The 23,184-nt window shown below is 69.5% G+C and carries 25 protein-coding genes; 14 read left to right on the top strand and 11 right to left on the bottom strand.

Annotated features, from left to right (window positions below):
- Nucleotides 1-67: 67 nt before the first annotated feature.
- The 7 genes from MJ605_RS07000 to lptM all read right to left on the bottom strand — a co-directional run bounded on the left by MJ605_RS07000 (nucleotide 68) and on the right by lptM (nucleotide 5,719).
- A complete protein-coding gene (locus tag MJ605_RS07000; RefSeq protein WP_243040535.1) occupies nucleotides 68-682 on the bottom strand; it encodes a hypothetical protein in 615 nt (204 codons plus the stop codon).
- Between the two features lie 36 nt (nucleotides 683-718).
- Complete coding sequence (hslU, locus tag MJ605_RS06995) at nucleotides 719-2,059, bottom strand: ATP-dependent protease ATPase subunit HslU (protein ID WP_243040534.1); 1,341 nt, start codon at nucleotides 2,057-2,059, stop codon at nucleotides 719-721.
- An 80-nt stretch (nucleotides 2,060-2,139) separates the two neighbouring features.
- Nucleotides 2,140-2,673: an ATP-dependent protease subunit HslV gene (gene hslV, locus MJ605_RS06990; protein ID WP_243040533.1), complete on the bottom strand. Its 534-nt coding sequence runs from the start codon at nucleotides 2,671-2,673 to the stop codon at nucleotides 2,140-2,142.
- Between the two features lie 218 nt (nucleotides 2,674-2,891).
- Nucleotides 2,892-3,779, bottom strand: a complete 888-nt coding sequence (gene xerC / locus MJ605_RS06985; RefSeq protein ID WP_243040532.1) for a tyrosine recombinase XerC — start codon at nucleotides 3,777-3,779, stop codon at nucleotides 2,892-2,894.
- Nucleotides 3,780-3,786: 7 nt separating this feature from the next.
- Nucleotides 3,787-4,470 carry a DUF484 family protein gene (locus MJ605_RS06980; RefSeq protein ID WP_243040531.1) on the bottom strand — a complete coding sequence of 228 codons (684 nt, stop codon included), beginning with the start codon at nucleotides 4,468-4,470 and terminating at the stop codon, nucleotides 3,787-3,789.
- 62 nt (nucleotides 4,471-4,532) lie between these two features.
- Nucleotides 4,533-5,381, bottom strand: coding sequence for a diaminopimelate epimerase (dapF, locus tag MJ605_RS06975; protein WP_243040530.1), 849 nt, complete (start codon nucleotides 5,379-5,381; stop codon nucleotides 4,533-4,535).
- Nucleotides 5,381-5,719: an LPS translocon maturation chaperone LptM gene (gene lptM / locus MJ605_RS06970; protein ID WP_243040529.1), complete on the bottom strand. Its 339-nt coding sequence runs from the start codon at nucleotides 5,717-5,719 to the stop codon at nucleotides 5,381-5,383. Before lptM ends, dapF begins: the two co-directional genes overlap by 1 nt.
- A gap of 139 nt (nucleotides 5,720-5,858) precedes the next feature.
- Between lptM and MJ605_RS06965 the strand changes: the two genes are divergently transcribed.
- Nucleotides 5,859-6,542, top strand: coding sequence for a hypothetical protein (locus tag MJ605_RS06965; RefSeq protein ID WP_243040528.1), 684 nt, complete (start codon nucleotides 5,859-5,861; stop codon nucleotides 6,540-6,542).
- Here MJ605_RS06965 and MJ605_RS06960 read toward each other — a convergent pair.
- On the bottom strand, nucleotides 6,539-7,012 hold the full coding sequence (locus tag MJ605_RS06960) for a GNAT family N-acetyltransferase (protein ID WP_243040527.1): 474 nt from the start codon (nucleotides 7,010-7,012) through the stop codon (nucleotides 6,539-6,541). The two genes, MJ605_RS06965 and MJ605_RS06960, sit on opposite strands and share 4 nt — an antisense overlap.
- 191 nt (nucleotides 7,013-7,203) lie before the next feature.
- On the opposite strand from MJ605_RS06960, the gene MJ605_RS06955 reads away from it, so the two are divergent.
- Nucleotides 7,204-8,688 carry a RimK family protein gene (locus tag MJ605_RS06955; RefSeq protein ID WP_243040526.1) on the top strand — a complete coding sequence of 495 codons (1,485 nt, stop codon included), beginning with the start codon at nucleotides 7,204-7,206 and terminating at the stop codon, nucleotides 8,686-8,688.
- Nucleotides 8,689-8,846: 158 nt separating this feature from the next.
- Here MJ605_RS06955 and MJ605_RS06950 read toward each other — a convergent pair whose 3' ends face one another.
- Complete coding sequence (locus MJ605_RS06950; RefSeq protein ID WP_243040525.1) at nucleotides 8,847-9,101, bottom strand: hypothetical protein; 255 nt, start codon at nucleotides 9,099-9,101, stop codon at nucleotides 8,847-8,849.
- 145 nt (nucleotides 9,102-9,246) lie between these two features.
- On the opposite strand from MJ605_RS06950, the gene aroE reads away from it, so the two are divergent.
- From aroE to MJ605_RS06935, 3 genes are all read left to right on the top strand, one after another.
- The gene (gene aroE, locus MJ605_RS06945; RefSeq protein ID WP_243040524.1) at nucleotides 9,247-10,077 is read left to right on the top strand and encodes a shikimate dehydrogenase; all 831 of its coding nucleotides are present in this window, start codon (nucleotides 9,247-9,249) and stop codon (nucleotides 10,075-10,077) included.
- A 212-nt stretch (nucleotides 10,078-10,289) separates the two neighbouring features.
- Entirely contained in the window at nucleotides 10,290-11,237 is a 948-nt protein-coding gene (locus MJ605_RS06940; protein WP_243040523.1) for an energy transducer TonB, read from the top strand.
- A gap of 149 nt (nucleotides 11,238-11,386) precedes the next feature.
- Nucleotides 11,387-11,941, top strand: coding sequence for a hypothetical protein (locus MJ605_RS06935; protein ID WP_243040522.1), 555 nt, complete (start codon nucleotides 11,387-11,389; stop codon nucleotides 11,939-11,941).
- A 17-nt stretch (nucleotides 11,942-11,958) separates the two neighbouring features.
- On the opposite strand, the gene MJ605_RS06930 is transcribed toward MJ605_RS06935, so the two are convergent.
- A complete protein-coding gene (locus tag MJ605_RS06930; protein ID WP_243040521.1) occupies nucleotides 11,959-12,495 on the bottom strand; it encodes a gamma carbonic anhydrase family protein in 537 nt (178 codons plus the stop codon).
- A gap of 56 nt (nucleotides 12,496-12,551) precedes the next feature.
- Nucleotides 12,552-14,279, bottom strand: a complete 1,728-nt coding sequence (locus tag MJ605_RS06925; protein ID WP_243040520.1) for a patatin-like phospholipase family protein — start codon at nucleotides 14,277-14,279, stop codon at nucleotides 12,552-12,554.
- 226 nt (nucleotides 14,280-14,505) lie between these two features.
- Between MJ605_RS06925 and MJ605_RS06920 the strand changes: the two genes are divergently transcribed.
- The 9 genes from MJ605_RS06920 (at nucleotide 14,506) to MJ605_RS06880 (ending at nucleotide 23,073) form a co-directional block, all read left to right on the top strand.
- A complete protein-coding gene (locus tag MJ605_RS06920; RefSeq protein ID WP_243040519.1) occupies nucleotides 14,506-16,548 on the top strand; it encodes a M3 family metallopeptidase in 2,043 nt (680 codons plus the stop codon).
- Nucleotides 16,549-16,612: 64 nt separating this feature from the next.
- Complete coding sequence (xth, locus tag MJ605_RS06915; protein WP_243040518.1) at nucleotides 16,613-17,392, top strand: exodeoxyribonuclease III; 780 nt, start codon at nucleotides 16,613-16,615, stop codon at nucleotides 17,390-17,392.
- A gap of 19 nt (nucleotides 17,393-17,411) precedes the next feature.
- The gene (locus MJ605_RS06910; RefSeq protein WP_243040517.1) at nucleotides 17,412-18,086 is read left to right on the top strand and encodes a YecA/YgfB family protein; all 675 of its coding nucleotides are present in this window, start codon (nucleotides 17,412-17,414) and stop codon (nucleotides 18,084-18,086) included.
- 43 nt (nucleotides 18,087-18,129) lie between these two features.
- Complete coding sequence (locus tag MJ605_RS06905) at nucleotides 18,130-18,642, top strand: DinB family protein (protein ID WP_243040516.1); 513 nt, start codon at nucleotides 18,130-18,132, stop codon at nucleotides 18,640-18,642.
- A 109-nt stretch (nucleotides 18,643-18,751) separates the two neighbouring features.
- On the top strand, nucleotides 18,752-19,585 hold the full coding sequence (locus MJ605_RS06900) for a pirin family protein (RefSeq protein WP_243040515.1): 834 nt from the start codon (nucleotides 18,752-18,754) through the stop codon (nucleotides 19,583-19,585).
- A gap of 473 nt (nucleotides 19,586-20,058) precedes the next feature.
- Nucleotides 20,059-20,517, top strand: a complete 459-nt coding sequence (locus MJ605_RS06895) for an SPFH domain-containing protein (protein ID WP_243040514.1) — start codon at nucleotides 20,059-20,061, stop codon at nucleotides 20,515-20,517.
- Nucleotides 20,518-20,667: 150 nt separating this feature from the next.
- Nucleotides 20,668-21,315 carry a 16S rRNA (guanine(527)-N(7))-methyltransferase RsmG gene (gene rsmG, locus MJ605_RS06890; protein ID WP_243040513.1) on the top strand — a complete coding sequence of 216 codons (648 nt, stop codon included), beginning with the start codon at nucleotides 20,668-20,670 and terminating at the stop codon, nucleotides 21,313-21,315.
- Between the two features lie 40 nt (nucleotides 21,316-21,355).
- Nucleotides 21,356-22,198 carry a ParA family protein gene (locus MJ605_RS06885; RefSeq protein ID WP_243040512.1) on the top strand — a complete coding sequence of 281 codons (843 nt, stop codon included), beginning with the start codon at nucleotides 21,356-21,358 and terminating at the stop codon, nucleotides 22,196-22,198.
- 2 nt (nucleotides 22,199-22,200) lie between these two features.
- On the top strand, nucleotides 22,201-23,073 hold the full coding sequence (locus MJ605_RS06880) for a ParB/RepB/Spo0J family partition protein (RefSeq protein WP_243040511.1): 873 nt from the start codon (nucleotides 22,201-22,203) through the stop codon (nucleotides 23,071-23,073).
- Nucleotides 23,074-23,184 lie beyond the last annotated feature (111 nt).

Here is a 23,184-nt window from a genome sequence, read left to right as displayed (position 1 = left end):
AGGGTGCGCTCCCACAGGCGATCCGTGGAACGAAAAGGCCGGCTTTCAGCCGGCCTTTTCGTTTCGGTTACTGCACGTGTCCCACGCCCGAGTCGCCCTGCTCCAGCGGCGGCGGGGTGCCGGCCACGGCGAGCAGTGAGGTGGCGTAGCCGTCCTCGATGCTGACGGTGGATACCTCGTCCCAGGAGAAGAACGAAGGCTCGCGCAGCCATTCGGCGTCCGGCGAGATCTCCTGCAGGTTGAAGCCGTCCTCCTCGACGTTGATGAGGCGGCCGATGTAGCAGACCTCCGACTCGTCCTCGCTGTCCACATGCACGCCGATCACCGGGGCCTGCGCGGCGGCGGCCTGGATCACGCTGCGGATGTCGTCCAGCGGGAAACCCCGCGGGGTACGCGGCATCAGGTGCTTCATGGCCAGCGCCTTCTCCATGAAGACGGCGTGCTTGTCCGGCGCCTCCAGCTCGGAGACGTCGCGGTGCCGCATCACGTACATGCCGTCATAGGTGATGCCGTCGCCGACCACCCACAGCAGGAAGAATTCACGGCCGACGCCGCCCACGTAACCGCAGAAGCTGCCGTGCTCGAGTTCGCCGCGCCACAACCGGACCAGCTGCTGCTGCTGCTGCGCCTCGCGCAGTTGGGCACGCTGGCCGGTGGTCTTCAGTTCAATTACATTTCCCATGGGCACAATTTTAACAGCCAGGGGCTTTCCCCTTGTTTACAGGATGTAACGGCTCAGATCCTCGTCCTTGACCAGAGTTCCCAGGTTTTTATCCACATATTCGGCGTCGATCACATAATTTTCGCCGGATTTGTCAGCAGCTTCGTAGGAGATCCTCTCCAGCAGCCGTTCCATCACCGTGTGCAGGCGGCGGGCGCCGATGTTCTCGGTGCGCTCGTTCACCTGGAATGCCACCTCGGCCAGGCGGTCGATGCCGGTCTCGGTGAAATCCACCGTCACGCCCTCGGTACCGAGCAGGGCGACGTATTGCTTGGTCAGGGCGTTGTTGGGTTCGCGCAGGATGCGCTTGAAGTCCTCCACCGACAGCGCGGACAGCTCCACGCGGATCGGCAGGCGGCCCTGCAGCTCGGGGATCAGGTCCGAGGGCTTGGCCAGCGAGAACGCGCCGGAGGCGATGAACAGCATGTGGTCGGTCTTGATCGGGCCGTACTTGGTGGACACGGTGGAGCCCTCCACCAGCGGCAGCAGATCGCGCTGCACGCCCTCGCGGCTGACGCCCGCGCCGCCCCATTCGGAGCGCTGGGCGACCTTGTCGATCTCGTCGATGAACACGATGCCGTTCTGCTCGGCGGCCTGCATGGCCTGGGTGCGGACTTCTTCCTCGTTGAGCAGCTTGGCGGCCTCCTCCTCGACCAGCAGCGGGCGCGCCGCCTTGATCGCCAGCTTGCGCTGCTGGGTCTTGGCGCCGCCCAGGTTCTGGAACATCTGGCGCAGCTGCTGACCCATCTCCTCCATGCCCGGCGGGGACATGATCTCCACGCCCACGTTCATGGCGAAGTCCAGCTCGATCTCGCGCTCGTCCAGCGCGCCCTCGCGCAGCTGCTTGCGCAGCTTCTGCCGGGTCTCGCCCTGGGTGTCGCCGGCCGGGGCCGGGTCGTGGCTCCAGTCGCTGGGCTGCTGGCGGCGCGGCAGCAGGGCGTCGAGGATGCGGTCCTCGGCGCGGTCCTCGGCTACCGAGCGCACGCGCTTCATGGCCTGTTCGCGGGTCAGTTTGTAGGCCACGTCGGCCAGGTCGCGCACGATGGATTCGACGTCCTTGCCGACGTAGCCCACCTCGGTGAACTTGGTGGCTTCCACCTTCACGAACGGCGCGTTGGCCAGGGTGGCCAGGCGCCGGGCGATCTCGGTCTTGCCCACGCCGGTGGGGCCGATCATCAGGATGTTCTTGGGCGTCACCTCGTCGCGCAGGCCCGGTTCCAGCTGCATGCGGCGCCAGCGGTTGCGCAGCGCGATGGCCACGGCGCGCTTGGCGTCGTGCTGGCCGATGATGTAGCGGTCGAGTTCGTTGACGATTTCGCGGGGTGTGAGTTCGGACATGGGAGGTCACCGGAAAAGGGTTTTCGCCGTCATTCCGGCCTGCACCGGAATGACGACGGAGCAGCCGTCGCGCCTGGCGCCTACAGCTCTTCGATAGTCGTGTTGTGGTTGGTGTAGATGCAGATGTCGCCGGCGATCTTCAGCGCACGCTCGACGATGGCGCGGGCGTCCAGGTCGGTGTTCTCCATCAGTGCCAGCGCGGCGGACTGCGCGTAAGGGCCGCCGGAGCCGATGGCGATCAGCCCGTGCTCGGGTTCCAGCACGTCGCCGTTGCCGGAGATCAGCAGCGAGGCGTCCTTGTCCGCCACCGCCAGCATGGCCTCCAGGCGGCCCAGGCGGCGGTCGGTGCGCCACTCCTTGGCCAGCTCCACCGCCGAGCGGGTGAGGTTGCCGCCGTGCTTGTCCAGCTTCTGCTCGAACAGCTCGAACAGGGTGAAGGCATCGGCGGTGGCGCCGGCGAAACCCGCCAGCACGTCGCCCTTGCCCAGGCGGCGGATCTTGCGCGCATTGGCCTTCATCACCGTGTTGCCGAGGGTGACCTGGCCGTCGCCGCCGATCACCACGCGGCCGTGGCGGCGCACCGAGACGATGGTGGTGGCGTGAAAGGATTCCATGGGGGCTCCGGGGGAATACGAATTCGCCAGAAGTGGGGTCGCGCCGGCCAAATCCAACCGGCGCCACCTTTGTGGGAGCGCACCCTGTGCGCGACCGCGGCATGGCAGGAGGCCTTGAGGGAGGGGCGTCGCGACAGGTTGAGGGGTTGGGATGAGGGGTCCCCCGCTCCATAGGGCTAGTCGCGCGCAGGGTGCGCTCCCACAGAGATACCCGGGCCCTACTTCCGCTTCGCCCGCGGATGCGCCGCGTCATACACGCGTGCCAGGTGTTGGAAATCCAGGTGCGTATAGATCTGCGTCGTGGCGATGTCGGCGTGGCCGAGCAGTTCCTGCACGGCGCGCAGGTCGCCGGAGGATTCCAGCATGTGGCTGGCGAAGGTGTGGCGCAGCAAGTGCGGGTGCACGCGCTTGGGCATGCCCTGCAGCAGGGCGAGCTTCTTCAGGCGCAATTGAACGGTGCGCGGGTTGATCGGCGCGCCGCCGCGCCCCTTGAATACCGGCTGTTCCGGCGTGATGCCCTCGGCGGCGCGCAGCGCGCGCAGCGCGGCCACCGCGTGGCGGCCCACCGGCACGATGCGCGTCTTGCTGCCCTTGCCGAGCACGCGCACCTCGCCGGCGTCCAGGTCCAGGTCGATCCAGCGCAGGCCGGTCAGTTCCGACAGGCGCAGGCCGGAGGAATAGAACAGTTCCAGCATGGCGCGGTCGCGGCGGTTGATCGCGCCCTCGCCCGGGATTTCCACCAGCGCGGCCGCCTCGTCCACGTCCAGCACCTCGGGCAGCTTGCGATGCACCTTGGGACCGCGCACGCCGGCCAGCGGGTCGTGGGCCAGCTGGCCTTCGCGGCCGAGCTGGCGGAACAGGCTGCGGCAGGACGACAGCAGGCGCTGCAGGCTCTTGGGCGACAGCCCGCCGCGATGCTCGGCGGCCACGAAGCCGCGCATGCGGTTGGGTTCCAGCGCGTCGAAGGCGGCGATGCCCTGCGCTTCCATCCAGCGCAGCAGCTTGGCCAGGTCGCGGCGATAGCCGTCCACTGTATGCGCCGAGGCCTGGCGTTCGCCGGCCAGGCGGGCGAGCCAGGCCTCGACCTGGGCCTGCGGCGTGCTCATCGCGCGGTCACATGCCTTCCTGCGAGCGGCGCAGCGCGGCGGTGACGGTGGCGGCGATCATCTTCAGGAACAGCGTGCCCATGCCCGGCTGGAAATGGTCCGGGTCGCGGCTGCCGATGGCCAGGATGCCGAATTCGCCCAGCGGCATGATGGCGCTGGAGCGGATGTCCGGCGCCTGGTCGCCGAACAGGCGGTACAGCCGCTCGGCCGACAACCGGCCGGACACCGGCTCGTGGTGGGCCAGGAAATCGCCGAATTCCGGCACCGAGGCGCGGCCGCCCGGCACGTGCACCAGCCAGTCGGCCGGCGGCAGGCCGATGGGGCCGAACAGCAGCAGGCGTACCTGATCGGTCTGGAAATCCTCGGCCAGCCGCGCCACCACGCTGCGCGCCGCCACCGCCGGGGTGGTGGCGCGCAGCACGGCCACGTTGAGGTCGTGCACGCGCTGCATCAGCCGCTCGTTCTCGGCGGCAATGGCGATCAGGCTGGCCAGCTGGCGCTCCAGCTCGGCGTTCTTCTCGCGCAGGCTTTGCAGCTGGTAGACCGCCAGCGAGGCGACCGGTCCCTGCTCGCGCGGCAAGGTGAGCTGCGCGGCGAGGTCGGGATAGTCGCTGAGGAATTCCGGGTGATGGCGCAGATAGGCCGCCACATCGCTGGCGCTCAGGGTGTCGGCGAGTGCACTGTCGGACATGGCTTACCTCGGCAGGATCGATACGTCGCTGGCCCGAGTGTGCGACGCCCGGGTACCGGCTTTCAATGTGCCCGGGCGGTGTCCAGCCATTCGCCCTCGAACACGAAGGTGGCCGGGCCGGTCATCCACAGGGTCTGGCCCGGGCCGGCCCAGGCAATGGCGAGCGTGCCGCCCGGCAGTTCCACCCGCGCCCGCGCATCGATCTCGCCGCGCGCGTGCATCACCGCCATCGCCGCGCAGGCGCCAGTGCCGCAGGCCAGGGTCCAGCCGCTGCCGCGCTCGTGTACGCGCAGGCGTAGGTGGCCGCGGTCCACCACCTGCACGAAGCCGGCGTTGGCGCCCTGCGGGAAGCGTCCGTGCGTGGTCAGCAACGGCCCCAGGCGGAACAGGGCCGGCGCGTGCAGGTCCGCCACCACCACCACCGCGTGCGGATTGCCCATGGAGACGGCGCCGATCTCCAGTGTCTCGCCGCCCACATCGATGGCGTAGCGGTCGGCGGCGGCCTCGGCCAGGAAGGGGATGCGCGCCGGTTCGAAGGCCGGCACGCCCATGTCCACGGTGACCTCGCCGGGCCCGGTCAGGCGTACTGTGACCGGGCCGGAAGGGCTTTCCAGCCGTACCGTGTCGCCGATCGCCAGTTCGCCGGCGCGGTGCAGCCAGGCCGCCACGCAGCGCACGCCGTTGCCGCACTGGCCTGATGGCGAGCCGTCGGCGTTCCAGATGCCGTAGTAGAACGCACAGGCGGAATCGCGCGCCGGCTCGATGCTGATCAGCTGGTCGAAGCCCACCCCGGCATGGCGGTCGGCGATGGCGCGGATCTGCGCCGCGTCCAGCGGAAACGGCCGATGCCGGCAGTCGACCATCACGAAGTCGTTGCCGATGCCGTGCATCTTGGTGAAGGCGAGCTTCATCAGAGGAACTTGCCGCCGGTGATGCGCCCGTCCTTGTCCTGTTCCGCGAAATAGCGGCTGTTGTTGGTGCGCAGCTCGCGCGTGGAGACGTCGCCTGGCAGTACCAGCAGCACATCCGGGTAGGCGGCGCGGAACTGCGCCGGCGTGGGATGGGTGGCGATGAAGGCGTTGAAGGCCTTCAGGTCCGTCACGAAGCCATGCACCGGCGCCACCGCGGCCGGCTTGGCGGGAGCGACCGTCGCCGGCGCGGCCTTGGGCATGTACAGCGGTCCCTTGTTGCCGCAGCTGGCGAGCAGGGCCAGGGCGGAACACAGCGGTAGCAGCAGGAATCGGCGCATGGGATAAGGGTTTGCGGTGGGGGCCGCCGCAGTATAGGGAAGCCCCCGGTAGGTGGCGAGCCAAGCCATGGCGCGCGGCGTGCCGTTATCATGCCGCCGTCGCCGCCACGGTGCGGTACGAGAAGTCACCCGTACGACAATGGACTGGACCGCGCTGCTGCGCCTGCCTTCGACGATCCTGCTGATCCTGGCGGTGATCGCGCTGTTCCTCACCCTGGTGCAACTGGTGGCCCTGCGCCATCGCCTGGACCAGGGCCATCGCCTGGCCGCCGCCGGCCGGGCGCTGCTGCTGCTGGTGGCGTTCGCGCTGACCTTGCTGCTGGCCGGCATGGGCTATGCGCTGCGCGGCTACCGCCTGCTGTCGGGCGAAACGCCGGTGGTGGAGATCGATGCGCGCATCCTCTCGCCGCAGCGCTGGTCGCTGGTGCTGCACTGGCCCGATGGCGCCACCCGCGAGGTCCAGCTCGCCGGCGACGCCTGGCGGGTGGAGGCGGTGGTGCTGAAGTGGAAGCTGCCGGCGGTGCTGGCCGGCCTGCCGCCGCTATACCGGCTCGACCGGCTGTCCGGCCGCTACGACGACCCCGCCGACGAGATGCACGCGCCGCGCACGGTGGTCGACTTCAAGGAAGCCGGCCGCTTCGACCTGCTCGACCTGCACCGGCAATACCCGCGCTGGGTGCCCGACGTGGACGCGCTGTTCGGCAGCGGCGTGTACCTGCCGCTGGTCGACCAGGGCCACTACACGGTAAGCCTGATGCGCACCGGCGCGCTGGTGGCACGGCCGGACGAGGCGACCGAGCAGAAGATCGCCCAGCCCTTCTAGCGCAGCGCCTTCTCGTAGCGCCACGCATCCGCCCCGTCGCCGTAGTAGCGCGCGTAGCGGCCGATGCGCGCATAGCCCAGCCGCTCGTACAGCCGGAGGGCGGCCTCGTTGTCGGTGCGCACCTCCAGCCGCAGCGTCCGGCAATGGCGGCGGCGCGCCAGTTGCTCGGCGGCCTCCAGCAGGGCCGAGCCCACGCCCTTGCCGCGCGCCTCGGCGCGGGTGGCGAGGGAGTACAGCCGCGCCACCCCGCTGCCCTTGCGGAAGAACACCACCGCCGTGCCCAGGAAATGCCGATGGTTGGCGCTGGCCACCAGCACCTGCGCCGTCTCGCTGTCCAGGTGGCGGCGGTACTGCGCCCGGCTCAGGCGATCGGTGGCGAAGCTGCTCTGCTCCAGCGCCACCAGGTCGTCGAGATCGGAAAGTTCGGCACGGCGCACGCGCACGGCGGCGGTCGCGGGCATGGGGGTCATCGGCGGTGGATTCCATCGGGCCGGCGTGGAGGAAGCGGCGCACTCTAGCCCCCGGGTCCCCCCGCGGCAATCCTGACCTTCGGCGCATTTAGACAGGCTTCATTGCGCCGCCGCTTCCTGTGCCAAACTGCGCGCCTTGCGCCATGGCGCCCCTTCCCAAGGCGACGACGCTTGCAACTGCCCGAGGTGTCATGACCCGTCTCGTCATCGTTGTGGAGAAAGCTTCCGACTGGAGCTCCTACTACCCCTCCGTGGACGTGGTCACCGCCATGGACTACCTGCGCGAGCCGGTCGGTGTGGACGACGAGCGCACCCACGTCATCAACCTGTGCCGCACCTACAAGTATCTGGGCACCGGCTACTACGTGTCGCTGCTGGCCGAGGCGCGCGGGCACCGCGTGATGCCCTCGGTGCGCACGGTCAATGACCTGCGCCGCCGCTCGCTGTACGGCCTGGACATCGAGGACCTGAGCACCAAGCTCACCCACTTCCTGCCCGCCGGCGGCCGCGACACCACCGACTTCGGCATCCTGGTCTACTTCGGGCAGACCGCCTATCCCGCGCTGCAGGACCTGGCGCGGCAGGTGTTCGAGACGTTTCCCTGCCCGCTGCTGCGCATCGAGTTCGAGCGCGACCGCGTCTGGCAGATCAGCGCGATCAAGCCGGTGGGCCTGCATACCCTGGTGGACGCGCAGGAGGACGCCTTCGCCGAGGAACTGGACCGCTTCAGCCGCAAGCTGTGGCGCAAGCCCAAGGCGCGCAAGCAGTTCCGCTACGACATCGCGATGCTGGTGGACCCGGCCGAGGCGATGCCGCCGTCGAACCGGAAGGCGCTGAAGTCCTTCGTGGCCGCCGGCAAGGAGCTGGGCATCGAGGTCGACCCGATCAGCAAGAACGACTACCAGCGCCTGGCCGAGTACGACGGCCTGTTCATCCGCGAGACCACCGCCAGCGACAACCACACCTACCGCTTCGCCCACCGCGCCGAGCGCGAGGGCATGGTGGTGATCGACGACCCGACCTCGATCCTGCGCTGCACCAACAAGATCTTCCTCAACGACCTGATGGTCTCGCGCAAGCTGGCGGTGCCGCGCACCGAGATCCTGTACCGCGACGACGCCAAGGCCACCAGGGAGGTGGCGGCGCGGCTGGGCTACCCGCTGGTGCTGAAGATCCCCGACGGCTCGTTCTCGCGCGGCGTGGTGAAGGTGGAGGACGAGGCCGCGTTGGGCAAGGCCACCGCCGAGCTGTTCCAGCACAGCGCGCTGCTGCTGGCGCAGGAGTTCGTCTATACCGAGTTCGACTGGCGCATCGGCGTGCTCAACAACGAGGCGCTGTACGCCTGCAAGTACTACATGTCGCGCGGCCACTGGCAGATCTACAACCATGGCGCCAAGGGCACCGCCAAGTCCGGTGGCTTCGAGACCATCCCGGTGAACCAGGCGCCGCCCGACGTGGTGAAGCTGGCGCTGAAGGCCACCCAGGCCATCGGCAACGGCTTGTACGGCGTGGACCTCAAGCGCGTGGGCGACAAGCCGGTGGTGATCGAGGTGAACGACAACCCCTCGATCGACGCAGGCGTGGAAGACGCCTACCTCGGCGAGCAGCTGTACCTGAAGGTGATGCAGGAATTCCTGCGCCGCATGGAGCGCAAGCGCGCCGGCCTGGCGGACTGAGGCAAGGAGCGGTCGCGGCGGCCCGTCCCTGGGTCCGCCGCTGCGCCGGCGCATTCCGTCGCGCCGCTCCCGCGACGGTGCCCGCCATCCCAGGCCATCGGGGGGAATCCCAAATCGCGGCGCTCCGGCCGCGTCATCCACTGCCAGGTGAATAGGTTCTAGTTCCAGATCAGTCCGGGGCCCGTGCGCCGGCGCGGGCGCCGCATCGCCAGCAGCTGGCGTGGCAGGCCCGGTTCCAGCACCAGCAGCACGCCCAGTGGCGCGCCCACCAGCCAGAACGCCGGCGTCCAGCCCAGTGCCGCGGTATGCGCCGGCACCAGCGTGGTGAGCAGCAGCAGGCCGCCGGCCAGTAGCCACAGCAGGGCCGCGCCGAGCAGGCGTTCGTGACGGAGGGCGGAAGCGGTCGGGCGCATCGGGATGATCCGTTCGGTTCAGGTGCGGCAAGCGTGCCGGGGGGGCATCTCAAAACCTGCGATGCCCCGGCATGTCGCTAAAATGGACGATCCGGAAACCGGCCCGCGCCTTCGCGCGGCCCGCATCGAGCCACCAGGAGCACGCATGAGCGCAGGACAGTTCGCGGTGTTTGGCCACCCCATCGGCCATTCGCTGTCGCCGCAGATCCACCAGGCCTTTGCCCACCAGTTCGGATTGGAATTGGGCTACCGCACCATCGACGCCGCGCCCGAGGCGTTCGAGGCCGCCGTGCGCGCGTTCTTCGCCGAGGGCGGACGTGGCGCCAACGTGACGCTGCCGCACAAGGCCGCCGCGCTGGCGCTGGCCGACGAGAGCAGCGAGGCCGCGCGCCGCGCTGGCGCCGCCAACGTACTCACCGCCCTGCCGGGCGGCCGGCTGGCCGCGCACAACACCGATGGCGACGGCATGGTGCGCGACATCGCCGAACGGCACAGCGTGGACCTGCGCGGCCACACCGCCCTGCTGCTGGGCGCTGGCGGCGCCGCGCACGGCGTGGCCTGGGCCCTGCTCGATGCGGGCGTGCGCACGCTGACCATCGTCAACCGCACGCCGGAAAGCGCCGACGCGCTGGCCGACGCCATCGGCGACCCGGCGCGCGCGCATACGCGCTACTGGGAGGACCTGGCCGAGCTCGGCGCGTTCGACCTGATCGTCAACGCCACCTCGGCCGGCGTGCTGGGCAAGTCGCTGGATCTGCCGTTCGCCATCGTCGGCAACCGCGCGCTGTGCTACGACCTTTCCTACGGTCAGGCGGCCATGGACTTCCTGGCCTGGGCGCGCACCGCCGGCGCGCGCTTCGCCTTCGATGGCCTGGGCATGCTGGTGGAGACCGCCGCCGACGCCTTCGAGCTGTGGCACGGCCAGCGCCCGGACACCGATCCGGTCTACGCCCGGCTGCGCCAGCAGTACGGCTAGAGCCTGTTCACTGAGCACCCCTCCCCAGCCCTTCCCTACGGTCGCAGGGGGGAGGTTGGGAGGGAGGTAACTGCGTCACGCCAGGATTTTGAACAGGCCCTCAGGCGCCCGGCCCGCGACGCGGGGCAATATCCCCGCAATATCGCCTCACTATGCTGGCGCGCCCCTGCCGGCGCGATGGGCGCGCCGGTCTCCCCATCATGTGCCTGCCCATGTCATCCGCTGCTCCGCGTCGTACCCAAGGTGCCGTCCGCTATGCCTTCCTCATCGTGCTCGTGCTCGTGCTGGCCGCGGCGGGGGTGATCTTCTGGAAGCTGCGCTCGCAGGCTGCGGTGGAGGGTCCCGCGCCCGTCGCCGATACCGCCGTGGGGCCGGTCATCCGCGAGGGCGCCGGCATCGAGGAGCTGTTGCAGCGCGCCCATGAGGCGATGGCCGCGCAGCGTCTGGTGACGCCGGCCGGCAACAATGCGTTCGAGCTGTACCTGGCCGTGCTCAAGCACGAGCCGGGCAACCAGTCCGCCCAGGATGCGCTGCGCGAGATCTTCCCGTTCGCGGCCCATGCCGCCGAGCAGACCATCGACGAGGGCAACGGGGACGAGGCGCAGCGCGAGATCGAGCTGCTGGCGCGCGCCGATCCGCAGAACTACACGTTGACCCTGTTGCGCTCCAAGCTGCAGGCGTTGCGCGAGGCGGCCGAGCAGCAGGCCCAGGCCGCCACCCGGCGCGAGACGTCCGGCGGACGTTCGCTTTCCGTGGCATCCGCGGCTGCCGTGGCGCCGGTCGCCGCGAACAAGCCGGCCACCGTGCCGGTCGCGGAGCCAGCCGCGCGGCCGCGTGCCGACGCGCCGGTGGCGGAGGCGCCGCGTCCGCCGCGCGCGCCGGAGGCCGCCAGCGTGACGCCGCCCGTGCTCGCCCACCGGGTCGAGCCGGTCTACCCGCCCGAGGCCAAGCGCACCCGCCGCCAGGGCTGGGTCGACGTGACCTTCACCGTGCAGCCGGACGGCAGCGTCTCCGGCCTGAGCGTGGCCGATGCCGATCCCAGGTATGTGTTCGACCGCGCCGCGCTCGCCGCGGTGTCGCGCTGGCAGTTCAACCCGGGACTGCAGGACGGCAAGCCGGTGGCCGCGCAAGTGCGCCAGCGCATCGAGTTCCGCCTCTAGGCCGGCATCAAGTCCGGCTGGGCATGAGGCGGGATGGACGTCCATCCGAGTCACATCGCTGACATGATGTATCGCTAGTGTGACAGTTCCGCCGGGGTGCCTGAGGGGCAGGCCAACCTGTGCGCGGTCCCCTGATTCCCCGCGGTGCCATGTCTCGTTTCGCCTCCCTTGCACCACGCCAACGCCTGCTTGTCGGCGTCTTCCTGATCGTGCTGGTCGTGCTCGCGGGCGGCGTCTACGCATGGTTGCATGATGCGGTGCCGGGCCAGTCCACGGCGGCGAAGGACGCCCAGGCCGGCGGCAAGGACGACAGCGGCGTGGGCATCCTGCTCGACCTGGCCAAGGCCGCGGTGAACGAGAAGCGCCTGGTGGCACCGGCTGGCAGCAACGCCTACGAGTTCTATCTCAGCGTGCTGCAGCTCGATCCGCAGAACAAGACGGCGCTGGACCAGCTGCACGAGTCGTTCGAGGAAGCCTCGGCCGCCGTGGAGCGCGACATCAACAACAACAACCTCGACGAGGCGCAGCGCGAACTTTCGCTGTTGCGCGAGTTCGACGGCACCAACTACATCCTTTCGCTGCTGGGCGGCAAGCTGGACGCCCAGCGCCAGATCCAGATCCGCCAGGACGAGGCGCGCGCCGCCATCATCCAGGCGCAGCGGCAACAGCAGCAGGCGGCGGGCAGCGGCGGCTCGATGTTCTAGGACGCGGACCTGCCGGCTCACTGCGCGGCGAGGTATTCGTCCTTCAGCCGCACGTAGTGGTCGGCCGAATAGTGCAGCTGCTCGATCTGCGTTTCGGTGAGCACGCGTACCTTCTTCGCCGGATTGCCCAGCCACAGCTCGCCCTCGCCCACCACCTTGCCGGGCGGGATCACGCTGCCGGCGCCGACGAAGCCATGCCGGCGCACCACCGCGCCGTCGAGCACGGTGGCGTGCATGCCGACCAGGCAGTAGTCCTCGATGGTGCAGGCATGGATCACCGCGCCATGGCCGATGGTGACGCCCTCGCCCACCACGGTGGGAAAGCCGCCGGGCGAGTACGGGCCGTCATGGGTGACGTGGACGACGGCGCCGTCCTGCACATTGCTGCGCGCGCCGATGCGGATGAAGTGCACGTCGCCGCGCAACACCGCGCCGGGCCAGATGGAGACGTCGTCGCCCAGCTCGACCGCGCCGATCACGCTGGCGGCCGGATCGACATAGACGCGCTGGTGCAGGGTGGGCCAGATGCCCTTGTACTTGCGTAGAGGATCCATGCGCGCATGGTAACCCGCTGCTTCCCCTGCGTGCCCGTCGCGCACGGGGTGCGCTCCTACAGGGCGGGTGGCGGGAGGTTCTCCAGCATCTTCACGGTATGCAGGTAGCCCGCCTCCATCGCGCGCTGCCAGTCCTTCCAGTCCAGCATGCCGATATGGTCCAGCGGCGGGGTGATCAGCAGGTCGGCGCGTTCGCGCCGGTGTTCGCTGGGCCCTTCGCTGTTGACCATCGCCGCGCGCACCAGGGTGGAGACGATGCCCGGGCGGCGGATGTCCTGGCGCCGCCACATCAGTTGCCACCACGGCGGCGTGGCGTATTCCTCGGCGGTGGTGAGCAGGGAGATCTCCGCGCGGATGTCGATGGCGGTGATGTGGGCGATGCCGTCGCCGGCCATCACGTCGGTGGGCAGGTTGTCCACCAGCGCGCCGTCCACGTAGACACGGCCCTGGTGCAGCACCGGCGGCAGCACGCCGGGAATGGCGCTGGAGGCGCGAAGCCACAGCCACAACGGGCCGTGGCGGTGCACCACCATGCCCTCGCCGGACAGGCAGGTGGAGACGCAGAAGAACGGCAGCGGCAGGTCCTCGATCTCCAGCGCGCCGAAGGCCCGCCGCAGCATGGCCGCCGCGCGCCGGCCGCGGGTGAGCGCCACCATCGGCACGGTCCAGTCCGACAGCGGCCGGCCCTCGACGAAGTCGCGGTGGAACGATTCCACCATCGCTTCGAGTTCCCATCCGGCCGCCACGCCAGCGCCGATGATCGCGCCGATGCTGGTGCCGCCGACCGCGTCGAACTGGTGGCCGGCTTCCCGCAGGGCGCGCAGCGCGCCCAGGTGCGCCACGCCACGGGCGCCGCCACCGGCCAGCACCAGGCCGCGCGCGTGGCCGCTGACCAGGCGGGCCAGCCGGGCGATGTCGCCCTGGCCGCCGACGTGGTGATGCTGCAGCTCGCCGCTGAACTCGGCGCGCCAGCGCTGCGCCGAGCCAAGGCTGGGCTGGCGCCCAGGATGCAGCAGGATCAGGTGGCGCGGCCGATGCCCGGCGCGCGAGGGATGCATGGGCGAAGCCTCCGGCCAGGGCCGGGCCGGTTGCGCCGCCAGCGCCGGCAGCAGCAGGGCGTCGGCCTGGCGCAGACAGCGCTGCCGCCAGAGCGGATCGCCGGTGCTGTCCAGGTAGATCACAAAGCGCGCCTGCGCCTCGCGCTCGGCGAACCAGTCGCTGCCGCGGCCGGCACCGTGCTCGGCGTCGATCAGCACGCAGTTGCCCCAGCGCTCAAGTTCCATCGCCAGCTGCATGGCCAGCGAGCGGACCGGAACCTCGGCGCTCGCCGGCAGCAACGCGAAGGTGCGCGGGGCGTCGGAGGTGGCCTCGCCGCGCATGCGTTCCTGCAGCCGGGCGATGGCCACCCGCGCCACCCCGAGCATGGCCTGCGGATGGCGCTGCACCAGCGCCTCGTAGGCGGCATGGTCCAGCCGCAGCAGCTCGCTGTCGCGCAGGGCCCGGGCGGTGTGCTGGCGGCCCTCGCCGTTGATCAGGCCGATCTCGCCCAGGCTGTCGCCCGCCGTCACCAGGCGCACGCGTTCGGACGGGCCGTCGAACACGCCCAGGCTGCCGCTCACCACCAGGTACAAGGCATCGGCCGGGTCGCCCTGGTGGAACAGGGTGCGGCCGCCGGGCAGCGAGAACCATTGCAGCTCGGGGAGCAGCGCGGCGAGCGCTTCCTCCCCCAGGTGCCCGAACACGTCGCTTCGACGCAGCAGGGCGGAGAAATCGGGTTTGGGCATGCCCTCGGAGGGTAGGCGGGCGATATGACAATTCGTGACAGCGGGCGGACCCGCGCGGCTTGATTTCGCCGGCTCAACCCTCCGGGCCGGGTCTGTTTGCCCCCAGGCCGGCGTCATCGCTCGGTCGTGTACGGACGTACACTCCCTCGCTCTTCCTTGCCCTGCGCGCAGACAACTCCCGGCGCGGGCCACGCGGAGATCGTAAACAGGCTCTAAAGGAGACACCATGGCACAAGACAACCCGCTGCTGGCCGACGATGCGCTGCCGGCGTTTTCGCAGATCCGCCCCGAACACGTCACCCCCGCGATCGACGCGCTGCTGGCCGACTACCGCGCCGGCATCGAGGCGCTGACCGCCCCCGGCGCGCCGCGCGACTTCGCCAGCGTGATGCTGACCCAGGAACGCCTGGAACAGCGCCTGGCGCGCGCCTGGGCGCCGGTCGGCCACCTGCATTCGGTGGCCGACAGCGAGGCACTGCGCGAGGTCTACGGCCCGGCCGAGGAAAAGCTCACCGAGCACGCCATCGAGGTCGGCCAGAACCGCGCGCTGTACCAGGCGGTGCAGGCCCTGGCTGACGATCCCGGCTTCGCCGCCCTGCCGCGTGCCGAGCGCGCGCTGGTGGAGCACGCGCTGCGCGATTTCCGCCTGTCCGGCGTGGCGCTGGAGGAACCGGCGCGCACCCGCTACCGCGAGATCGGGGTGGAGCTGAGCCGGCTGTCCACCGAGTTCTCCAACGCCGTGCTGGATGCCACCGACGCCTGGCACGAGCACGTCACCGACGAGCGCGACCTCGCCGGCATTCCCGAATCCGGCCGCGCGGTGCTGCGCCAGTACGCCAAGGAACAGAACCTCGACGGCTACCTGGTCACGCTCAAGCAGCCCAGCGTGCAGGCCGTGCTGACCTACGCCGACAACCGCGGCCTGCGCGAGCGCGTGTACTGGGCCTACCAGACGCGCGCCTCGGACCAGGGCCCGCAGGCCGGCAAGTACGACAACGGCGAACGCATCGAACGCATCATGGCGCTGCGCCACGAGGCGGCGCGCCTGCTCGGCTTCGCCAACGCCGCCGAGGAATCGCTGGCCACCAAGATGGCCGGCTCGACCGACGAGGTGATGGCCTTCCTGCGCGACCTGGCCGGGCGCGCCAAGCCCGTCGCCCGCGCCGAACTGGCCACGCTGCGCGAGTTCGCCGCCACCGAGCTCAAGCTCGACAACCTCGAATCCTGGGACGTGGGCTACGCCTCGGAGAAGCTGCGCCAGCGGCAGTACGACCTGGACGAGGAACAGCTCAAGCCCTACTTCCCGCTGCCGGCGGTGATCGACGGCCTATTCAACCTCACCCATCGCCTCTACGGCATCTCGCTGAGCGTGCGCGAGGGCGTCGACGTGTGGCATCCGGACGTGCGCTACTACGACGTGCGCGACGCCGACGGGCGCGTGTTCGCCGGCGCCTACGTCGACCTGTACGCGCGCACCGGCAAGCGCGGCGGCGCCTGGATGGACGTGTGCCGCGCGCGCTTCCGCGACGGCGACAACGAACAGTTGCCGGTGGCCTTCCTCACCTGCAATTTCGCGCCGCCCACCGAGGGCCGCCCCGCGCTGCTCACCCACGACGACGTGCTCACCCTGTTCCATGAGTTCGGCCACGGCTTGCACCACCTGCTGACCGAGATCGCGCTGCCCTCCATCGGCGGCATCGACGGCGTGGAGTGGGACGCGGTGGAACTGCCCAGCCAGTTCATGGAGAACTTCGGCTGGAACCGCGAGGCGCTGGACCTGTTCGCCCGCCACGTCGAAACCGGCGAGCGCCTGCCCGACGAGCTGTTCCAGCGCATGCTGGCGGCGAGGCATTTCCACGCCGGCCTGTTCCTGGTGCGCCAGCTGGAATTCGCCATGTTCGACTTCCGCCTGCACCTGGAATACGACCCCGCCCGGGGCGCGCGCACCATGGAGGTGCTGGAGGAAGTGCGCCACGACGTGGCTGTGCTGCACCCGCCGGCCTGGCAGCGCTTTCCGCATGCGTTCTCGCATATCTTCGCGGGCGGCTACGCGGCGGGCTACTACAGCTACCTGTGGGCCGAACTGCTCAGCGCCGACGCCTTCGGCGCGTTCGAGGAGAACGGCGTGATCCACCGCGCCACCGGCGACCGCTTCCGTCGGGAGATCCTCGCGGTGGGCGCCAGCCGCCCGGCGCTGGAGAGCTTCGTCGCCTTCCGCGGCCGCGCGCCGGAACCCGAGGCCTTGCTCAAGAGCCACGGCCTGCTCTGACATCCGCATGGACAGGTAAGTCTTGCCGCCCGGCCGGCGAGGCGCATCGCCTACAATGGCCGCTATGAAAATCGCCTCCTGGAACGTCAATTCGCTGAAGGTCCGCCTGCCGCATCTCACCCAGTGGCTGGCCGAGGCCAAACCCGACGTGGTGGCCCTGCAGGAAACCAAGCTGGAGGACGCCAAGTTCCCGGTCGACGAGCTGGCCGCGGCGGGCTATCGCGCCGTGTTCTCCGGGCAGAAGACCTACAACGGCGTCGCCCTGCTCGCGCGCGCGGATGCGCATGACGACTTCGGCGACGTCGCCGCCGACATCCCGCAGCTGGATGATCCGCAGCGGCGCATCCTCGCCGCCACCATCGGCGGCGTGCGCGTGGTCGACCTGTACGTGGTCAACGGCAAGGCGGTGGGCGACGAGAAATACGCCTATAAGCTGGACTGGCTGGCCAAGGTGCGCGAGTTCCTGGCGGGCGAACTGGCGCGCCATCCCAACCTGGTGGTGCTGGGCGATTTCAACATCGCGCCGGACGACCGCGACGTGTACGACCCGGTCGCCTGGGGCGGCGAGGTGTTGTGCTCGCCGCCGGAGCGCGAGGCGCTCAAGCGCATCACCGAACTGGGCCTGCACGACAGCTTCCGCCTGTTCGAGGCGGGCGGCGGGCACTTCAGCTGGTGGGACTATCGTCAGGGGGCGTTCCGGCGCAACATGGGCCTGCGCATCGACCTGATCCTGATCGGCGACGCGCTCAGGCCCAGGGCCACGGCGGCCGGCATCGACCGCACGCCGCGACGCTGGGAACGCCCCTCCGATCACACGCCGGTGACGGTGGACCTGGATATCTGAAGCAAACACAGGCAGCTGGATGAATACACCCAAGAGCGACTGGCCCAGTTCGCTGGACGACAACGAACTCGAGGAACTGGACCAATACCTGCGCGCCCATGTCGGCGAAGGCGACCTGCTGCTCGACGGCGTGCACGGCCTGCTCTCCGCGCTGGCGGTGGGACCGGCCCAGGTGCTGCCCGAGGAATGGCTGCCCGAGGTGCTGCACGAGCCCTTCGCCGACGAGGCCGAAGGCAACCGCGTGCTGGCCCTGCTGGCCAAGCTCAACGACTCCATCGGCGCCGAGCTGGACGTGGACGCCTACGAGCCCATCCTCGGCGAGGTGGATACCGACGCCGGCCCGGTGCTGTCGGCGGCGGGCTGGTGCGAGGGCTTCAGCCGCGGCATCGACCTGCGCGCGGGACTGTGGGAGAAGCGCCTGGCCGACGATCCGCAGCTGATGGAACTGCTCGGCCCGGTGATGGCGCTGGCGGTGGACGAAGGCATCCTCAACGCCGACGCCGAGTTCGAGAAGCTCAGCGACGACGAATACGACGAGTGCCTGGCCCAGGTGCCCGCCGTGCTCGGCGCGGTCGGCCAGTACTGGCGGGAGCATCCCGTCACCGATGCGGAAATCGACGCCGCCGTGCGCGACATCGAAAAAGAACCGCACACGCCGCCACCGCGCCAGCGCAGCGGGCACTGGGTGCACTGACGCGCCGAGCCCGCCCGGCCCGTGCGGTGATGGAGCGCATGCGATGGAACTGAAAGCTTATTTCCGCCGGCTGGCCGACTACCACGTGTGGGCCACGCGGCGCCTGCTTGCCTCGAACCTGGCCGGGTTGAGCGATGAGCAGTGGCATCGCGATGCCGGGTTGTTCTTTCGCTCCGTGCACGGCACGGCCAACCACCTGCTGGTGACCGACCACATCTGGTACGGCCGCTTCGCGGAGCAGCGCTCGCTGCGGTTGCCGCTCGATGCCGAGTTGCATGCCGACCGCGCCGAACTGTGCGAGGCGCTGTCCGTCGCGGTCGAGCGCTGGGGGCGCTGGATCGATATGCTCGAGCCGTCCCATTTCGACGGCATCCTGGCGTACCAGCGCACCCAAGGCGCGCCGGTGGAGGTGCCATTCGCGCCCACGCTGGGCCACGTGTTCAACCATGCCACCCATCATCGCGGCCAGCTCAGCGCGGCGCTGACCGCCATGGGGCTGCCCGGCCCCGAACTGGACTGGGTCTACCAGCTGCGCGAAGCGGCGGCCGCGCGCTGACCGCCGCGTTTCCGCCGCTGCAGCGAACGATCCGTTCCCGTTTCGGGTCTTGGGCACGCCCGGGCGCGGCATCATCATGGCGGACGTGCCAGATCCTTGGAGACCAGCCATGACCGAACGCAGCATCCTCCGCCGCATCCGCGGCATCGACACGTCCGACGGCGCGGGCGTGAAGCTCAAGCGCGTGATCGGCCAGCCGGGCCTGGACATGCTCGATCCGTTCCTGCTGCTGGACGAGTTCCGCTCCGACCAGGCGGGCGACTACATCGCCGGCTTCCCCGAGCATCCGCACCGCGGTTTCGAGACCGTGACGTACATGCTCGCCGGCCATATGAAGCACCACGACAACCACGGCAACAGCGGCGACCTGGTGCCGGGCAGCGTGCAGTGGATGACCGCGGGCCGCGGCATCCTGCATTCGGAGATGCCCGAGCAGGAAGACGGCCTGATGTGGGGCTTCCAGCTGTGGGTGAACCTGCCCGCCAAGGACAAGATGATCGCCCCGCGCTACCAGGACATCGGTCCGGAGCGCATTCCAGTGGTGCATCCGGCGGAGGGCGTGGAGGTAAAGGTGATCGCCGGCGCGTTCGGCGGCGTGACCGGCCCGGTATCGGAGATCGTCACCCAGCCGATCTACCTGGACATCGCGGTGCGGCCGGGCGCCTCCGTCACCATCCCGTTGCCGGAAGGCCATGCGGGCTTTGCCTATGTGTTCGACGGCAAGGATGCGGAAGTGGCCGGCCAGCCGCTGGCCCGCAGCGAGCTGGCGGTACTGTCGCGCAGCGGCGGCCTGCGCATCGCCGGGCGGGATGCCGCGGCGCGCGTGCTGCTGGTGGCGGGGCATCCACTCGATGAGGCGGTGACCCGGTATGGGCCGTTCGTGATGACCACGCCGGAGGAGATCCATCAGGCCATCGCGGATTTCCGGGCGGGAAAGTTCTGACCCGGCAAGGTCGCGCACGCCCCCCTGTAGGAGCGCACCCTGTGCGCGACCGCCTTTTGCCTCGGTCTGCATCGTTCGTCATCCTGGCCCTTGCCCCCTTTTGCGGGGGGGCGCCGGGACGAGCCATGAGGCGAAAGGCGTTGCGCACAGGATGCGCTCCTACAAGGCTGCGTGCAGGGGGGTAGGAGGGCCCATCAAGATTTTGAACAGGCTCTTAGCCCTTCACCTCAAGCCATCTTCTTCCTCCGCCGTTAACCCTCTACTGGGGCCGGGGAACGGTTTGGCGCGTTCAATGCTTATCGGTCCTGCCTGCCACACGGTTCACAAAATCAGCAGCTTAGGCCGAAAGGCAGGTTGTAAAACGATCTTAGGTTGTCGTTAAATTGGGATTAATCCAAGGGGGCGCAACCGGCTGTATGATGTATCTACGGTTGTTGCGAAGAATTCATCCATAAGTTGTTGTATTCATTCCTATGAATGCCCTGATTACGCTCATTGTCCTGGCCCTGGTCGCGATGGTCGCCCACGCGGTCAAGCGCGTGCCGGCCGATCAGGTGCATAGCCTCTATCGCCGGGGCCGGCCCTATCGCCTGCTGCAGCCGGGCGTCCACATGACCCTGCCGCTGATCGACCACGTGGCCCATCGCATCAAGCTCAGCGGCCAGGTACTGCGCTTCGAGGAGCCATTGCCGGACCAGCACGACGTGCGCGGCACGGTGTACTGGCAGGTGCTGGAGCCGGAGCGCGCCGACGCGGTGATCGAGCAGGCCGACCAGCTGATCCGTGGCGGCGCGCTCGCCGCGCTGCGCGACGAGCCGCAGGTCTATGGCGCCGATCGCCGCGACCTGGGCTCGCGCCTGAAGCAGGCCATGAACGGCGCCCTGCGCGAGCGCGGCATGATGGTGACCCGCGTCGAGCTGGACGTCGCCTGACCGATCCATGGCGACGCGCCTCAAGAGCGCGCGCTGACAGGGGAGACCCTTGAAACCCGCCGTCACCGGCGGGTTTTTTCTTTGCCCCGGGCTGGTATCGCACGCGTCGCCCCCGGATACTTGCGACCCCGATTTCACAGGCTTCCTGCCATGTCCTCCCGCGACGACCTGCAAACCCGGCTGGAACGCGGCATCGCCGCGCTGGGCCTGCGGCTGCCGGAGGGCGCGGTGCAGCGCCTGCTCGATTACCAGGTACTGCTGGCGCGCTGGAACGCCACCTACAATCTCACCGCCATCCGCGATCCGGCCGAGATGGTCAGCCGCCACCTGGTCGACTCGCTGGCCGTGCTGCCCTACGTGCAGGGCGAGACGCTGGCGGACCTGGGTACCGGACCGGGGCTGCCGGGCATTCCGCTCGCCATCGCGGCGCCCGGGCGCCAGGTGTTGCTGGTCGATTCCAACGGCAAGAAGGTCCGCTTCCTGCGCGAGGCGATCCGTGCGCTGAAGCTCGACAACGTGCGCGCGGTGCAGTCCCGCGTGGAGGGCGTGGAAGGCCAGTTCGACTGCGTCACCGCCCGGGCCTTCGCCAGCCTCGGGGACATGCTGGACTGGGGCGGTCACCTGCTGGCCCGGGACGGCATCTGGCTGGCCATGAAGGGCAGGCATCCGCAGGAAGAACTGGCCGGCGTGCCGGCGGGTTTCGAGGTGCGCGCCATCCACGCGCTGGCGGTGCCCGAAGTGGGCGGCGAGCGCCATCTCGTGGTCGTCGGGCGGGCGCCCGGACAAGCAGGCTGCTAATCTAGCCCTCTTTTCATTCGCTCACGGTATCGACGACTCCATGGCCCGCATCATCGCTGTCGCCAACCAGAAGGGTGGCGTCGGCAAGACCACCACCGCCGTCAATCTCGCCGCCGCGCTCGCCGCGGCCAAGCGTCGCGTGCTGCTGGTCGACCTCGATCCGCAGGGTAACGCGACGATGGCGTCGGGCGTGGACAAGCACGAGGCCAAGCCGAACGGCTGCGAGGTGTTGCTGGAAGAGGCCCCGATCGAGCAGGCCATCGTGCGCACCGAATCGCAGTTCGACCTGCTGCCCGGCAACGGCGACCTCACCGCGGCCGAACTGAAGCTGATGGACGCGATCGCGCGTGAGAGCCGGCTCAAGGAGCAGTTGGAGAAGGTCGCCGACCGCTACGACACCATCCTGATCGACTGCCCGCCGTCGCTGCACCTGCTTACGCTCAACGCGCTGGCGGCGGCCCACGGCCTGCTGATCCCGGTGCAGTGCGAATACTTCGCGCTGGAAGGCCTGTCCAGCCTGCTCGACACGGTGAAGGCCGTGCGCCAGCGGCTCAATCCGGGCCTGGAGATCGAAGGCCTGCTGCGCACCATGTACGACGTGCGCAACAACCTGGGCAACGAGGTGTCGGCCCAGCTCACCCAGCATTTCGGCGACAAGGTGCTGCGCTCGATCATCCCGCGCAACGTGCGCCTGGCCGAGGCGCCCAGCCACGGCCAGCCGATCCACCTGTACGACCGCAGTTCGCGCGGCGCCATCGCCTATATCGGCCTGGCCGGCGAGATGATCCGCCGCGAGCGCGGCCAGGCCGCGGCGGCGGGCCACGATGACGGCACGCCGGCCGACGAGACCCTCGACGACGTCGTCGACCTTCACCAGGAGTAAGCATGTCCGCAGCGAAAAAACGAGGCCTGGGACGCGGGCTCGATGTCCTGCTGGGCGGCGGCGACGAGACCGGCAAGCCATCGGTGCTGGAACAGGAAGGCGAGCTGCGTACCCTGCCGATCCAGCAGATCCAGCCCGGCAAGTACCAGCCGCGCCGCCATTGGAACGACGAGGCGTTGGACGAGCTGGCCGCGTCCATCCGCGCGCAGGGCCTGATCCAGCCGGTGGTGGTGCGCCAGATCGGCAAGAACAGCTACGAGCTGATCGCCGGCGAGCGCCGCTGGCGCGCCGCGCAGCGCGCGCAGTTGTCCGAGCTGCCGGTGCTGGTGAAGGACGTGCCCGAGGTGGCCGTGCCGGCGATGGCGCTGATCGAGAACATCCAGCGCCAGGACCTCACCCCGCTGGAGGAAGCCGACGCGCTCAAGCGCCTGATCGACGACTTCGACCTCACCCACCAGCAGGCCGCCGAGGCGGTGGGCCGCTCGCGCGCGGCCGTGTCCAACCTGCTGCGGCTGACCGAGCTGCCGACGTCGATCAAGCGCCTGCTCGACGAAGGCAAGCTGGAGATGGGCCACGCGCGCTGCCTGATTACCCTGCCGGAAAGCATGGCCGAGGGCCTCGCGCTGGAAGCCTCGCGCCTCGGCTGGAGCGTGCGCGAGCTGGAAGAAGCCGCGCGCCGCGCGCAGACCGTCCCCAAGGGCAAGGCCAAGAGCGCTCCGGCGCGCGATCCCAACATCGATGCGCTGGAACGCGAACTGGCCGAACGCTTCGCTACCCGCGTGGAACTGGCGCACGGGCGCGGCGGCAAGGGCAAGCTGGTGATCCACTACCACAGCAACGACGAGCTGGACGGGATCCTGGGGAAGATCCGCTGAGCAGTTGGCGGTTTCAGGGGTTACTTTTCTTTTGGGCCAACAAGAGGAAGGTGACTCGGCTGTTCTACGGGGACTTCCTTCGGTCGTAGGCGGCAAGTTGGCGGTAGCGCG

The organism is Dyella sedimenti (assembly GCF_022760995.1).
GTDB lineage: Bacteria > Pseudomonadota > Gammaproteobacteria > Xanthomonadales > Rhodanobacteraceae > Dyella > Dyella sedimenti.
The sequence above is the reverse complement of the archived record's forward strand: the minus strand, read 5'-3'. Positions and strand labels throughout refer to the sequence as shown.